Here is a 14,562-nt window from a genome sequence, read left to right on the forward strand (position 1 = left end):
ATTTTTTGTTATAAAATATAAAATGTTGTCGTATTTCTTGTAATGGTGTGCACCGCTTCCTGTGTTGTAAGCCCTTTTATCGAAGCAATAACCTCTATGGAATGATTCATCATCCAAGGCGATGTTCGTTTATTGTCAAAAGGACCTTCGAACGGCCATGGACCATCTGTTTCTACCATTATCAGTTCGATTGGATATTTTTTAATAAGCTGTTGAATTTCAGCCTCATACGTACAATCAGGCGTCACAGAAATGAAATACCCATTATGAATCATCCGTTCAACTACTTCCTCATCGCCTTTAAACCAATGAAAATGCGCTTTTTTTACATGATGTTTTTCTAGCAAATCACAAACAATCGCCGCATCCTCATAAACAGCATGTAACACTATCGGTTTATTTAACTCCTTTGCCAATACTATAAACCGTTCTAACAATGCCACATACGGACGATCATCAATCGCCTTCTCCTGCCTCAAATAATAAGGCAAGCCTACCTCGCCAATTGCCACCATTTCATGAGTGTGTTGGCGTATCCAATCGAATAAAACGTCTTCCTCCACATCACTTGGTAACGGTTGTTCAGGATGAAAACCAAACGCTGCCTTTACCTTTGCATAGGCTTTCGACAGTTTCAAAGTCTTTTCACACGATGGAAGATTCATGCTAACGGCAATAACATGTTCAGCCTCCTCTAGCAAAGTAGGTACGTCATTTTCCTCATACTGATCTAAATGAATATGTGCATCAATCAACATTCTCTTCATCCTTTTCTTCTTTTAAATACGTGAATAACTGTTGCTTTAAAGCCGTAAACGAAGCGGAATGACGAATTTCTTCTTGGCGTGGCCTTGCAAAAGGTACGATTATTTCCTTTTTCATTGTCGCTGGTCGTTTCGTGAGTACAATGATACGATCAGCTAAAAACAGAGCTTCCTCGATACTATGTGTAACGAATAATATTGACTTTCGATATTCCTCCCATATCGATAAAAGCCACGCCTGCATTTCAAGCCTTGTAAACTCATCAAGTGCAGAAAACGGCTCATCTAAGCATAAGATGGGCTTATCACTAACAATGGCACGAATAAAAGATACACGCTGTTGCATACCCCCTGACAGCTCATTGGGATACGCATTTTCAAACGCTGCAAGCCCTACTTTGTCTAACCATTCCTTGGCCAAGTTCACGTTTGGTTTTCCATGAAGCTCCTCGACCATCGTGACATTTTCTACTATCGTACGCCATGGTAATAAACACGGCTGCTGAGGCATATAGCCAATCGTCCCTCTTTTTTGCTGGATATCTGTATCGTTTAATAAAATGGCACCCTTATCAATAGAAGAAACACCGCCAATTAATTGAAAGAGTGTACTTTTTCCACTGCCTGACGGACCAATAATCGCCACAAATTCCCCGTCCTTCACCTCAAAAGATAAATTACGGATGACAGGAAGAGCATCAAAGGATTTATCAATGTTTTGAATGCTTAGCATGCTGTCTTCTCCCCTTCACAACAAATTTTTCTAAAAGTCGAATAGCACTAAATAATAGTAAACTTAAACATACGATGGCAAAAATCGCTACAAATACTCGATCCGTTCGAAATGAAGATTGTGCTAATGTCATATAAACACCAATCCCCATTTTCGCACCTAGCCATTCCGCAATGACAGCCCCCATGACGCTATAGGTTGCCGCAATCTTTATGCCTGAAAAAATCGCTGGATACGCATAAGGCCATTCAAGCTTCCAAAAGGTTTGTGCTTTCGTTGCACCAATCATCTCAAAATAATGCTTCAGCTCAGGCGAAGTTTGACGAAAGCCATCCATTGCCGAAATAACAATAGGGAAAAAGCACACAAGACAAATAATAATGAGCTTTGGCAATAAACCGAAGCCAAACCAAATGATTAATAACGGTGCTAGGACAAGTATTGGGACATTCTGCGACATAATGAGAATAGGATAAAATAGCTCCCTGACAAACGTAAAACGATGTAATAGCACAGCAACCGTTAGCCCAAATGATATCCCGATGGCAAGACCTAGAAGTGCTAATTGAACAGTCGCTAAAGCATGTGGCACAAACGTCTCATACGATTGAAAACCTTCTTTCAAAATGGCACTCGGTGCAGGCAAAAGCCAATGTGGAGTATCAGCAAAACGGACAATTAGTTCCCATATGAATAAGAGGAAGGCGATAAAAATTATCGTCCTTCCTTGTTTGAAAGCTTGCTTCATCACTGGTATTTCTCCGTCAATGTACCCATTGTAATACCAGATGGCTGATATAAAATTTTCACTTGCGTGATGACATTGATCGCGCCCAGCTCAATCATCTTGTCATTCATTTTTTCAATGATTTGTAGCAAAATCGATAGTTCACCCTCCATTGTCGTTTCTAGTGGGTGAACTTCATATTTAACTCCTGAAGCGTCGATAACCGCAATCGCTGCATCGACATATGGGATCACATCCTCATATTTTTCAGTTTTCGGTATAATTTGTACACTTATTAATGAGTTTGCCATATTACTTTGTCTCCTTTTTCGGTAAAAAGTCGTTTGTAAATGCTTGTTCTGCGTTAAATTCGCCCTCTAAAACTTTGTTGTCGGCCATCCATTTCGCGTAATTTTCCCAGACAGCTAGCTTTTGCTCGCCCCATTGTGCAGCGTCGTCTTGATACTTATCTGCTAGCCATTCCTGACTTTTATGCACAAGGTTCTTATCTAAATCAGGTACCGCTTCTAGTAAAATATCAGCTGCTTCATTTGGATGATTTATCGCATATTCATAGCCCTTTGCTGCAGCAGCGACAAATGCTTTGACCGTCTCAGGATCATCCTTAATCATTTTTTCATTTGTAGCAAGTACAGGTGTGTAATAATCTAACTGCTCGCTATAATCTGTTAAATAAAGCATGTTTAGCTTTTCGCCACGAAGTTCTGCTTCAATACCTGTCCATGCATAATAAATCCACGCAAAATCAATATCTTTTTTCATCATTGTGAAGAAATCTAAATCACCAGCATTGACGATATCTAACTTATTAATATCCGCATTTTTTGTTTGCATAAGTGATTGTAGTACAGCCTTTTCAAGTGGTGCACCCCAGCCACCGTATGTTTTACCTTCAAAATCCTTTGGTGACGAAATGCCTTTCGATGCAATAGATGCGAAGCCAGAAGTATTATGTTGAATAATCGCTGCAATCGATACTAAAGGTACATCCTGCACACGAGCCTGTGTAATTCCTTCCTGATAACTTACGCCAAACTGAGCCTTCCCAGATGCCACAAGCTGATCTGCACCGGTTTCGCCAGGTAATAAAATATCAACATCTAAGCCCTGATCCTTAAAGTAGCCAAGCTTTTCCGCTACATATAAACCGGTATGATTTGTATTCGGTGTCCAATCAAGAACGACTGATACTTTCGTTAACCCTTTAGCATCCTTTTTAGCCTCTTTTTCGCTACAACCCACTAATGTTAAAAGTGCAGCCATCAGGATCAATAACCATTTTTTCATGTTGAATCCTCCAAGTAAGTAGTGTGAAAGTGTTCATGAATGAATGTCTTTACCAGCAGAAACCGTTCACGGTCTGTTTACACGTAAGGTATGTGCATGCAACAAAAGTCTGAAAACATAAAAAAACGCCCAGGATTCCTCCCAGACGTTTTACAATCAGTATCAAAAACTTTCTTTTTTTGAATAGATGTTCCCTACGCTGGTACGAGCCAAATCAGGTTCAAAGGGTCAGCGTCTATCGGACACAATCTCAGCTGGCAACTACCAGCCCCCCTACATTCTTTCCATATGAACTTTTCGTGATTATTATACCCATATCTATCACGAAATGACAAGTGGCTGTTTACCGATAGCGCTGAATTATTATTAAACAGCCACACCAAAGCACAAAGCTGATTGGTTTCAATTTACTAAAAAAGCCCAGCTCTCAAAAGGAGCTGGGCTAGAAAACTAATTTTACTTTTCTTCTTTTTTGACCGTGAACACATGTGAAATGGCACCGTCAGCAGCTATATCTACTTTAAAGGAGCCGTTGGAGTGTCGATCTGCTCGCGTTAATGCTTGTACGTCAAGAATCTCTTGCACGCCTTTTTCCGTCTCGATCGTTAGCTGTTCCCCACCAGTTACCTTAACTACAGCCACGATACGATGTGGGTTCGCTTTTAACTCTGTTAATACTTTTAAGCCGCGTTTTGCACGACTAGCCAGCTCTACCTCGGCTACATTCATTTTCTTCACCGCACCGCGCTGCGTGACAATCGCCACATAGGCCGTGTCATTTGGCGGTAAAACATTGATACCGACTAATGCTTCTCCGTCTTTCAGCGTAATCCCTTTGACGCCGCCCGTTTTCACACCCGTTACTGGTAATTCCTCCATTGGGAAACGAATAGCATAGGCAGTATCTGTCGTTAACATTAGTTCTACCTCGTCCGTCACGATACCTGCAAAAATCATTTCATCTCCCGACTTGACATTCATCGTTTTTATCGGTTTCGAATAGCGTGTTACAGCATAATCTGCTACAGATGAGCGTTTAATTTGTCCATCTTTCGTAGCCGTTAAAATATACGTATTAGCCTGTTCGAATGTCTCAAAACCGTATACAGCAATAATAGATTCATCTTCTCCGGTCGGCACAATACTTGAAATATGCTGACCAAGATCCTTCCAACGAATATCTGGTAGCTCATGGACAGGCTGATAAATATAATTGCCTCGGTTTGTGAATAGCAATAGATGATGCTGCGTATTTAAATTTTCTTCATATAACAAATAATCGGAATCCTTCATCGCAAAATCCTGACCATTCGAAGCTGCATGTGAACGTGTAGATGTACGCTTAATATAGCCATCCTTTGTGACAGTCACTACGACCTCTTCACTTGGGACAAGGACATCTAACGTAATTTTGATTTCTTCAATTTCTTGTTCGATTTTTGAACGACGTGGCTCTGCAAAGCGCTTTTTAATGTCAAGTAGTTCCTGTTTAATAACACGTACAAGCTTTGCTTCACTATTAAGAATACCTTCAAGCTTGGCGATCAGTTTATTTAGTTCATCCTGTTCATGGCGAAGCTCTGTAATATCTGTATTCGTTAATCGGTATAATTGCAAGCTAACGATTGCCTCTGATTGTACTTCTGTAAAGTCAAATTTCACCTGTAAATTCGTTTTCGCATCTCGTTTATCATTAGACGAACGAATCGTTGCAATAACTTCATCTAAAATAGAAAGCGCCTTTATCAAGCCATCAACGATATGCGAACGATCTTTAGCTCTTTGTAAATCATAAATGGAGCGGTTCGTCACAACTTCCTTTTGATGGACAATATAAGAATCCAGTAACAATGGCAATGTCATCATTGTCGGACGACGATTATGGATAGCGATCATATTAAAATTATAGGCTACTTGTAAATCAGTTGTTTTGAACAAGTATTGTAAAATCCCTTGTCCTGGAACATCTTTTTTCAGTTCAATGACAACACGTAGGCCGGTACGATCCGATTCATCGCGAATTTCTGCAATTCCTTCAAGTCGTTTATCTACGCGTTGCTCATCGATTTTCTTCACAAGATTTGCTTTATTGACATCATACGGTAATTCCGTAATAACGATTTGCTCTTTGCCACCTTTAATTGGCTCCACGGCTGCTTGAGCGCGGACGATAATTTTACCGCGACCAGTCTCATACGCCTTTTTAATACCATCGACACCTTGAATGATCCCACCTGTTGGGAAATCAGGCCCTTTAATAACAGTCATTAATTCATCAACAGTAGAGTTCGGCTTATCTAAGCGCATGAGAACACCGTCTAGCACCTCATCAAGTGCGTGAGGAGGAATGTCTGTGGCATAACCGGCCGAAATACCTGTTGAGCCATTGACTAGTAAGTTCGGGAAACGAGCTGGTAAAACAGTCGGCTCCATATCCTGATCATCAAAGTTCGGTACAAATTCAACGGTTTTCTTGCCAATATCACGGAGCATTTCCGCTGCAATTGCAGAAAGTCTTGCCTCTGTATAACGCATCGCTGCCGGTGGGTCACCATCAACAGAGCCGTTATTCCCATGCATTTCAATAAGCATATGGCGCGCCTTCCAATCCTGACTCATGCGCACCATCGCTTCATATACGGAGCTGTCACCATGTGGGTGATAATTACCGATAACATTACCGACAGTTTTGGCTGATTTACGGAATGGTTTTTCGTTCGTATTGCCCTCTGTAAACATCGCATATAAAATACGTCGTTGCACAGGCTTAAGACCGTCACGTGCATCAGGCAACGCGCGGTCTTGTATAATATATTTACTATAGCGACCAAAGCGGTCACCCATCACTTCTTCTAAGGGTAAATCTTGGAATTTTTCCGTACTACTCATGCTTGGTCCTCCTCTTGTTGGATGAATTCATTTTCTAAAATATTTGAATCATCCTCCATACCGAAGTCTACATTAGCTTCGATCCATTTACGGCGCGGCTCTACCTTATCGCCCATTAATGTTGTCACACGTCTCTCAGCACGTGCACCATCCTCAATCGTTACACGAATTAATGTACGCGTTTCAGGGTTCATTGTCGTATCCCACAGCTGGTCGGCATTCATCTCCCCAAGACCTTTATAGCGCTGTAATATGTAACCCTTGCCAACTTTTTTAATGGCCATTTGTAAATCTTTTTCGGTCCAAGCATATTCAATCACTTCTTTTTTACCAGTACCCCGTGATACTTTATAAAGTGGTGGTAATGCGATAAATACCTTTCCAGCTTCAATCAATGGTCGCATATAGCGATAGAAGAACGTTAATAGCAGCACTTGAATATGCGCTCCGTCCGTATCAGCATCGGTCATAATCACGACTTTGTCATACGATGAATCCTCGACAGAGAAATCTGTTCCGACGCCAGCACCAATGGCATGGATAATCGTTGAAATTTCCTCGTTTTTCATAATATCCTGAAGCTTTGCTTTTTCTGTATTAATAACTTTACCACGCAATGGTAAAATCGCTTGGAACGTACGATCTCGTCCTTGTTTTGCAGATCCTCCAGCAGAGTCACCTTCGACTAGATACAGCTCGTTTTTCGCCGCATTTCGAGATTGTGCAGGTGTTAATTTTCCGGAAAGAATCGTACTGCCTTTTTTGCTTTTCTTGCCGTTTCGTGCATCTTCACGTGCTTTACGAGCCGCTTCACGTACTTGCTGCGCACGAATAGCTTTACGCACAAGAGAGGCAGACAATTCAGCGTTTTCCTCAAGCACATATAAAATTTGCTCCGAAACAACACTATCTACTGCCGAGCGTGCCTCACTTGTCCCGAGTTTCCCCTTCGTTTGACCTTCGAATTGCAATAAATGCTCTGGTATACGAACAGAAATAATCGCTGCTAAGCCCTCTCGAATGTCTGTCCCTTCAAGATTTTTATCTTTATCTTTTAACAGACCAATTTTTCGTGCATATTCATTGAAAACACGCGTTAACGCTGACTTGGCACCTGTTTCATGTGTTCCACCGTCCCGTGTACGTACATTGTTAACAAATGAAAGGATTGTTTCAGAGTAGCCATCATTGAATTGGAAGGCGAATTCTACTTCAATATCGTCTTGAATCCCTTCCACATACTTAACGGGATGAAGAACATCCTTTTCCTCATTCAAATAAGCAACGAAAGCTTCAATGCCGTTCTCATAAAAGAAAACATCACCTTTGCCTTCCTCGCGTTCATCGATTAACTCAATTTTTAAGCCTTTTAATAAAAATGCTGACTCTCGTAAACGTTCTGCAAGCGTATCATAATTGTATTTTGTTACAGAGAAAATCGTGTCATCCGGTAGAAAATGAACAAGTGTTCCTGTTTGTTTTGTTTGTCCTATTTCTTCTAATGTTGTTACAGGATGGCCACCGTTTTCAAAGCGTTGACGATACTTTTTACCGTCACGATGAATCGTTACTTCTAAAAAAGTGGATAAAGCATTAACAACAGAAGAACCTACACCATGTAAGCCACCGCTTGTTTTATAGCCACCTTGCCCGAATTTACCACCAGCATGTAAGACAGTAAAGATAATTTCGGGAGTGGGTTTCCCCATCTTATGCATACCTGTTGGCATTCCACGGCCGAAGTCTCGAACGCTGATACTTTGATCTTTATGAATATGGACAATGATATGAGAACCAAAGCCAGCCAGTGCTTCATCCACCGCATTATCTACGATTTCATATACTAGGTGATGAAGTCCACGGCCATCTGTAGAACCGATATACATGCCGGGTCGTTTTCGTACCGCTTCTAATCCTTCTAATACTTGAATGGCGTCATCATTATAGACGCTTGGTGACTGTTTATTCGCCAAAAAATTCCCCTCCAAAAAACAAAACGCATGTTCTATTTATGTTCTCTTCCTAATAATAATAGCATTTCCTGTCAATAGCTAGTGACAGACCTAATAAATTTTTAAAATTTCCTCACAGCTTTGTCGTTTTGAGCTTTTTACCGAAAGAAAAAGTTGCAATAGTTGCTTTAATATGTATTACTAACTATCCTATTCCCTTGACGCAGGATCGTAAACATTAGTTGCATAAATAAAACAACATAGGGCTATCTTCTGGTCATTACTCTCATTTCAAAACGATACCGATCGCTATAGGTTTTGGTCTTCCATACAGAAGCATTTGAATATCCCCTGAAAAATATACAATTCAGTACTTAATAGGTTCCTTCTGTCTATTAGAAAATTCATACTAACTTACTCTAGAAATTAAAGATAGACTTCTATTCTACCAAAGGAATGGATGATTGACAAAATTGCCTTTATACCTATATTTTTAGAAAGGGCTTTCATGCAACCAACATGAATCATGTCAAAAAGCCTAACATATATTAAACTACATATAAAAATCCTTGAAAAATAGTTATCTTTTATAATGAATTCAAGATACACGAAGAAATCTCCTTCATGACATTGTAGATTGTAGAGAAAAAGTGTAGAATATTTATTACATATTATTAGTACCAAGTAATAATCTATGGATGAAAGGAGTCCAGCTATGCTAAATGGACTTATTATTTTATGTGCTTATCTAATCGGCTCTATACCTTCTGGATTATGGGTAGGCAAAATTTTTTATAAAACGGATATTCGTGAACATGGAAGCGGTAATTTAGGTGCGACAAATACATTTCGTATTTTAGGAAAAAAAGCAGGAATCGTCGTAACGATTATGGATGTCTTAAAAGGTACAGCGGCCGTATTACTTGTAGCTCTTCCTGTATTCTCTGAAGTCTCCATTCACTCGCTAATTCTTGGACTAGTAGCCGTTATTGGTCATATGTTCCCTATCTTTGCAGGTTTCCGCGGAGGGAAAGCGGTGGCAACATCAGCAGGCGTTCTCTTAGGATATTCATGGCCTCTATTTGTCTTATTATTTATTGCTTTTATTGTAACATTAAAAATAACGAAAATTGTAAGTTTAACTTCGATGATTGCCGCTTTAGTAGCACTTATTTATTCAATCGTATATTATTTTGTTACAGGCGATTTTGCGTTAGGTATTTTAGTAGCATGTTTATTTACTTTTATCATGTACCGTCACCGAGCAAATATTGCCCGCATTAAAAATGGTACCGAGCCAAAGGTGAAATGGCTGTAACGAGGAGAGGAACATTCTAATGAATATCGTACTAACAGATGAAGCACTACAATGGTTCAAACAAGAGATGGAAGTAGAATCCGGAGATACTATTCGTTTTTATGCTAGATATGGTGGTTCCAGTCCTTTTCATGAAGGCTTTTCTCTTGGTATGACACGTGAAGAACCAATCGAAATTGGTGTAAAGACAGTGATTGACGATGTTATCTACTATATAGATGAAAAAGATTTATGGTTTTTCAATGATCACGATTTATATGTAGATGTGGATGCTACAAATGACGAATTAAAATATGAGTATAAAAAATAAAGCAGTGTTTCCTTTCGTTAGACGAAGGGAACACTGCTTTTTTATATGAGTTCACTTCTAATTTTGGTTTATCTTCTCTCAAAGTTGCACATTCTATATTTATGTAAAAACTTGAGGAGGAAAAAACATGTCTATTTCTAAAATTGCCGATACCTCCCAAAACAATGACCAACTGTATAGTTCTCTTTCTCAAAATTTGAAGATGATTAAAAACACACTCGGGAATAGTAATGACCTTGTCATACGAGAAGTGATCATTGGAAAAGCAGAACAATATACGATGGCGATCATCTATGTAGATGGCTTATCCGATAAAATAAGCATTTCTAATGCTGTGATTGATAAATTAATGCTTGCTATCGAAGATAATCAAGATTCAGAAATAGAAAAGATTATTCGATATTTAAAAGATTCTTGTTTAACAGTCGGCGATGTGAATGATATTTTCCATTTTTCAGCACTGTACAACTCTATTTTAAATGGTGATACGGTCATCTTATTAGATGAATCTTCAACGGGTATCGTAACAAGTACAAAAGGTGCAAAAGATAGAGCCATTATGGAGCCATCGACAGAATCGGTCATTAGAGGTCCAAGGGAATCCTTTACGGAAACGTTACGAACTAACACGGCCCTTATCCGTCGAAAAATTAAAAGTCCGAATCTTTGGATCAAGTCCCGTATTATCGGTGAAGTAACAAAAACGGAAGTTGCCGTTATGTATATAAATGGCATTGCGAATGACAAAATAGTAGCAGAGGTTCTTGCCCGATTAGATCGTATTAATATTGATGGTATTTTGGAAGGCGGCTACATCGAAGATTTTATTCAAGACTCTAAATCCACTATATTCCCTACAGTTTATAATTCTGAACGACCTGACGTTATTGCTGGTGAACTATTAGATGGTAAAATTGCTATTTTAGTGGATGGTTCACCGTTTGTCTTAATTGTACCGGCCCTATTTACATCCTTTTTACAGTCTGCTGAAGATTATTATCAGCATTGGATGATTAGTTCTCTTGTACGTTTATTGAGATTTTTTGGAATTGGCCTAGCCTTGATAGCGCCATCGCTTTACGTAGCGATCACCACCTTCCATCAAGAAATGCTACCAACTCCTATGCTAATAAGTATTGCATCTCAACGAGAAGGAGTCCCCTTCCCTGCCGTTGTAGAGGCGCTCATTATGGAGATTGCCTTTGAGGTGTTACGAGAAGCAGGTCTTCGAATGCCAAGAACCATTGGACCAGCCGTATCCATTGTTGGAACATTAGTGATCGGTCAAGCTGCTGTAGAAGCAGGAGTTGTATCAGCCGTAATGGTCATTATAGTGGCACTAACAGCCATTTGTAGCTTTTTGTTCCCTGCTTATGGCTTATCCAATACCGTTCGTGCGCTTCGTTTCCCATTAATGATTGTAGCAGCAATCGTCGGATTGTTTGGTGTGATGTTTGGCCTGATGATCATCCTCCTACACTTATGCAGCATACGAACTTTCGGTGTTCCATATTTAAGTCCATTCGGTCCATTAATTATACAGGATCAAAAAGATGCACTAGTGTTGTTCCCGCGTAGAGCTTTATTGACTCGACCACGCTTAATTAGTCAAAAAAACTCTGTCAGAGGTCATAAATATTTTAATACGAAAAAAAGGAATCAATCGAATGTGTAAACGAGGAATGCACCATGGCAAAATGTAAGGCAATATGTTTATTAATGATTCTTACTTTACTTTTAAGTGGTTGCTGGAGTAAGCATGAACTTAATGAATTAGCGATTGTCGCAGCATTAGGAATAGATAAAGTAGATAATGAATTTGAAATAACTGTTCAAGTTGTAGATACTGGTGAAATCTCCTCCAAACAACCTACTTCAGGACGATCACCTGTTATTACCTACCAATCAAAAGGTACAACGGTCTTTGAGGCTATTAGAAAAATGACAACAGTAACTGCTAGAAAACTTTATTTTTCTCATCTACAAATAGTTGTGCTCGGTGATGAATTAGCAAAAGAAGGAATTAGCGAGCCATTAGATTTGATTTCAAGAGATCATGAATTTAGAAATGATTTTGATGTCATCGTTGCTCATGACGCGACTGCCGATGAAGTTTTAAATGTATTAACACCTATCGAAAAAGTACCAGCTAATAAAATGCTAAAATCTCTTAAAACATCAGAGAAAACTTGGGGTACAACTCAATCCATTAAAATTGATGAATTAATCAATACTTTAAATAACAAAGAAAAAAGTGTAGTCATGTCTGCCATTGAAATTCAGGGGGATAAAAATGTTGGAATGGAACAGACGAATGTTAAAAGATCGAAATCTCCTGTGCTATTGAGGTATACGGGCTTAGCTGTATTTAAAGAAGATAAACTCATTGGACTTTTAACGGAAGATGAGAGTAGAAGCCTCGGTTTTTTAAGGGACAAAATAGAAAGTACAATTGAAATTCTTGCTTGCCCTAAGGGAGGTACGTTATCAACTGAAATTACGCACTCAAAGACGAAAATAAAAGGTAAATTTGAAAAAGGAGCTCCCAAAATCAATGTTTCTATAGATGTTAGCCAAAATGTCGGAGAAGTTGAATGTAATATAGATCTTACTAAAGAAAAATCAATTCTAAACATCAATAAAAAAACGGAAGAACTTATTAAAAAACGAATCGAAAAAACAATCAGTACAGTTCAGCAAAATTATCGGGTCGATATTTTTGGATTTGGTGCAGCACTTCATCGCACAAATCCTAAAGAGTGGAAAAAAATAAAAAAAGACTGGCTAACTATATTTCAAGAGCTACCAGTTAAAGTTGAAGTACATGTGAACACACAAGGATTAGGGACGATGGAAAACTCATTAGTGAATAAGACGAAGGGAGAATAAGCCATGATTATGACGATATTCATTCTAATCATTTCTGCTAGTATTGCCTTTGCCTTCATTCCAACATTAAAAAAAAATAAAGAAACGAAAACAATCGTTATTTTTTCGATTTTTTTATTGCTCGGTGCTGCATTAAATATTGCGGTCTCATTAAGGCTCAAAATTCCGAGCCCACTAGACTTAATTACCTTTATTTTTTCACCAATTAAAGATTTAATCGTCTCCCTGACAAAATAATTAGGCAACTTTATGTTAAGAAAAGGGGTATCGTTCATGATGGAAAAAGAAATAATTAGTTCAAGACAATTTATGATCATTACCCTTCTCTTTTCAATTGGCACAGCCATTTTAATTATCCCTGCAAGTGTAACAAGCGAAGCAAAGCAAGATGCATGGATTGCAGCGATCATTGGTGTCGTTTTAAGTTTGCCCATAGTAAAGCTTTTCGTTGCTTTAGGAAACAGAACACCTGCCCTTACATTTGTAGAGGCTAATGAAAAGATATTAGGTCGTTTTTTCGGAAAAATTACTGCCATTTGCTTTATAATTATATCCTTACTTTCTGCCGGTGAATTATTATATTTCATTGGAATTTTCATGAAAACGGAAATAATGCCAGAAACACCCACGATGGCCTTTGCATTTATGTTCAGTATTATCATTATTTATGCTGCATTTCTAGGAATTGAAGTTTTTGCTCGTTCTGCAGAAATACTGTTTCCAATATTTGCTCTAATTTTCATTTTCTTTGTAATTTTTATTTCACCATCCATCCAGATTGAAAATTTACAGCCAATAATGGAAACACCAAAAAAATCAGTATTCTTTAGTATGATTCGATTTATAAGTCTTTTTTCATTCCCGCTTGTTGTATTATTAACGATTTTCCCTTCCGCAATTAACGTCCAAAAATCTGCACAAAAAGGTTTTTACATTGGCACAATTATTGGAGGGATTGCCTTAATTACAATCATCGCACTGTCTATCCTTGTCCTAGGTCCCGAAAATACAGCTGCTAGGACATTTCCTAGCTATTCATTAGCTCAAAGAATTTCAATCGGTAATTTTTTGCAGCGTATTGAAGTAATTATGGCCGCCATGTGGATAATCTCAATTTATATTAGAACTTTTATGTATTTTTATGCTTCGGTTATCGGTATCGCACAAATATTTAAAATTAAAAATCATCGACCGCTCATTTTTCCACTCGGTATGATTATCCTTGGAATTTCACAAATTGTTCATCCTAATATCATTCATTCAGATATTTACAATAGAGATACATGGCCAATATTTTCCTTCGTTTTCATGATTTTATTACCATTAGTTTTATTACTTGTCGCGATGATTCGTAAAATTAATGGTAATCAAGGAAATACTACGCAATGTAGTAGTAATACACAAAATGAAAATGGTAGTAATAACGGAAATGCTACACAAAGTGACAGTAGTAGCAATAGCCAAAATTCTTCTCAGAGTCAAAATAGCAGTAATGGTGGTAATGCTTCTCAAAATGAAAGTAGTAACAATAGCCAAAATTCTTCTCAGAGTCAAAATAGCAACAATGGTGGTAATGCTTCTCAAAATGAAAGTAGTAACAATGGCCAAAATTCTTCTCAGGGTCAACATAATAGCAGCAATGGTGGCAACGATTCTCAGAGTGATAGTTGTA

Annotated in this window: 13 protein-coding genes and 1 riboswitch; of the genes, 6 read left to right on the top strand and 7 right to left on the bottom strand. The window is 38.4% G+C overall.

Annotation, left to right across the window (positions count from 1 at the left end):
• Positions 1 to 8: 8 nt before the first annotated feature.
• The 7 genes from ACFCYJ_RS02865 to parE all read right to left on the bottom strand — a co-directional run bounded on the left by ACFCYJ_RS02865 (position 9) and on the right by parE (position 8,394).
• Complete coding sequence (locus ACFCYJ_RS02865; protein WP_376070621.1) at positions 9 to 758, bottom strand: TatD family hydrolase; 750 nt, start codon at positions 756 to 758, stop codon at positions 9 to 11.
• A complete protein-coding gene (locus ACFCYJ_RS02870) occupies positions 748 to 1,497 on the bottom strand; it encodes an ABC transporter ATP-binding protein (protein ID WP_376070414.1) in 750 nt (249 codons plus the stop codon). Before ACFCYJ_RS02870 ends, ACFCYJ_RS02865 begins: the two co-directional genes overlap by 11 nt.
• Positions 1,475 to 2,245 carry an ABC transporter permease gene (locus tag ACFCYJ_RS02875; protein WP_376070624.1) on the bottom strand — a complete coding sequence of 257 codons (771 nt, stop codon included), beginning with the start codon at positions 2,243 to 2,245 and terminating at the stop codon, positions 1,475 to 1,477. Before ACFCYJ_RS02875 ends, ACFCYJ_RS02870 begins: the two co-directional genes overlap by 23 nt.
• A complete protein-coding gene (locus ACFCYJ_RS02880; RefSeq protein WP_376070416.1) occupies positions 2,245 to 2,535 on the bottom strand; it encodes a thiamine-binding protein in 291 nt (96 codons plus the stop codon). Before ACFCYJ_RS02880 ends, ACFCYJ_RS02875 begins: the two co-directional genes overlap by 1 nt.
• 1 nt (position 2,536) lies before the next feature.
• The gene (locus ACFCYJ_RS02885; protein ID WP_376070418.1) at positions 2,537 to 3,532 is read right to left on the bottom strand and encodes an ABC transporter substrate-binding protein; all 996 of its coding nucleotides are present in this window, start codon (positions 3,530 to 3,532) and stop codon (positions 2,537 to 2,539) included.
• A 174-nt stretch (positions 3,533 to 3,706) separates the two neighbouring features.
• Positions 3,707 to 3,817, bottom strand: a riboswitch (TPP riboswitch).
• Positions 3,818 to 3,988: 171 nt separating this feature from the next.
• The gene (gene parC, locus ACFCYJ_RS02890; protein ID WP_376070421.1) at positions 3,989 to 6,421 is read right to left on the bottom strand and encodes a DNA topoisomerase IV subunit A; all 2,433 of its coding nucleotides are present in this window, start codon (positions 6,419 to 6,421) and stop codon (positions 3,989 to 3,991) included.
• Positions 6,418 to 8,394 (bottom strand): DNA topoisomerase IV subunit B, encoded by a 1,977-nt coding sequence (parE, locus tag ACFCYJ_RS02895; protein ID WP_376070424.1) that lies wholly within the window; start codon positions 8,392 to 8,394, stop codon positions 6,418 to 6,420. Before parE ends, parC begins: the two co-directional genes overlap by 4 nt.
• A 694-nt stretch (positions 8,395 to 9,088) precedes the next feature.
• On the opposite strand from parE, the gene plsY reads away from it, so the two are divergent.
• From plsY to ACFCYJ_RS02925, 6 genes are all read left to right on the top strand, one after another.
• Positions 9,089 to 9,691, top strand: coding sequence for a glycerol-3-phosphate 1-O-acyltransferase PlsY (gene plsY, locus ACFCYJ_RS02900; protein ID WP_376070427.1), 603 nt, complete (start codon positions 9,089 to 9,091; stop codon positions 9,689 to 9,691).
• Positions 9,692 to 9,710: 19 nt separating this feature from the next.
• Positions 9,711 to 10,001 (top strand): HesB/YadR/YfhF family protein, encoded by a 291-nt coding sequence (locus ACFCYJ_RS02905; protein ID WP_376070429.1) that lies wholly within the window; start codon positions 9,711 to 9,713, stop codon positions 9,999 to 10,001.
• Between the two features lie 127 nt (positions 10,002 to 10,128).
• Positions 10,129 to 11,676: a spore germination protein gene (locus ACFCYJ_RS02910; protein WP_376070431.1), complete on the top strand. Its 1,548-nt coding sequence runs from the start codon at positions 10,129 to 10,131 to the stop codon at positions 11,674 to 11,676.
• Positions 11,677 to 11,690: 14 nt separating this feature from the next.
• Complete coding sequence (locus ACFCYJ_RS02915; RefSeq protein WP_376070434.1) at positions 11,691 to 12,890, top strand: Ger(x)C family spore germination protein; 1,200 nt, start codon at positions 11,691 to 11,693, stop codon at positions 12,888 to 12,890.
• A 3-nt stretch (positions 12,891 to 12,893) separates the two neighbouring features.
• Positions 12,894 to 13,127: a hypothetical protein gene (locus tag ACFCYJ_RS02920; protein WP_376070437.1), complete on the top strand. Its 234-nt coding sequence runs from the start codon at positions 12,894 to 12,896 to the stop codon at positions 13,125 to 13,127.
• A 36-nt stretch (positions 13,128 to 13,163) separates the two neighbouring features.
• Positions 13,164 to 14,562, top strand: a 1,399-nt coding sequence (locus tag ACFCYJ_RS02925) for a GerAB/ArcD/ProY family transporter (protein WP_376070440.1), incomplete at its 3' end; no start/stop codon positions are given.

The organism is Lysinibacillus sp. NPDC056232, from assembly GCF_042267565.1.
In the GTDB taxonomy this organism is placed as follows: Bacteria; Bacillota; Bacilli; order Bacillales_A; family Planococcaceae; genus Lysinibacillus.

Coding starts and splice junctions, on each gene's coding strand:
- ACFCYJ_RS02865 (WP_376070621.1), bottom strand. CDS start 758: ATGTTGATTGATGCACATATTCATTTAGATCAGTATGAGGAAAATGAC.
- ACFCYJ_RS02870 (WP_376070414.1), bottom strand. CDS start 1,497: ATGCTAAGCATTCAAAACATTGATAAATCCTTTGATGCTCTTCCTGTC.
- ACFCYJ_RS02875 (WP_376070624.1), bottom strand. CDS start 2,245: ATGAAGCAAGCTTTCAAACAAGGAAGGACGATAATTTTTATCGCCTTC.
- ACFCYJ_RS02880 (WP_376070416.1), bottom strand. CDS start 2,535: ATGGCAAACTCATTAATAAGTGTACAAATTATACCGAAAACTGAAAAA.
- ACFCYJ_RS02885 (WP_376070418.1), bottom strand. CDS start 3,532: ATGAAAAAATGGTTATTGATCCTGATGGCTGCACTTTTAACATTAGTG.
- parC (WP_376070421.1), bottom strand. CDS start 6,421: ATGAGTAGTACGGAAAAATTCCAAGATTTACCCTTAGAAGAAGTGATG.
- plsY (WP_376070427.1), top strand. CDS start 9,089: ATGCTAAATGGACTTATTATTTTATGTGCTTATCTAATCGGCTCTATA.
- ACFCYJ_RS02905 (WP_376070429.1), top strand. CDS start 9,711: ATGAATATCGTACTAACAGATGAAGCACTACAATGGTTCAAACAAGAG.
- ACFCYJ_RS02910 (WP_376070431.1), top strand. CDS start 10,129: ATGTCTATTTCTAAAATTGCCGATACCTCCCAAAACAATGACCAACTG.
- ACFCYJ_RS02915 (WP_376070434.1), top strand. CDS start 11,691: ATGGCAAAATGTAAGGCAATATGTTTATTAATGATTCTTACTTTACTT.
- ACFCYJ_RS02920 (WP_376070437.1), top strand. CDS start 12,894: ATGATTATGACGATATTCATTCTAATCATTTCTGCTAGTATTGCCTTT.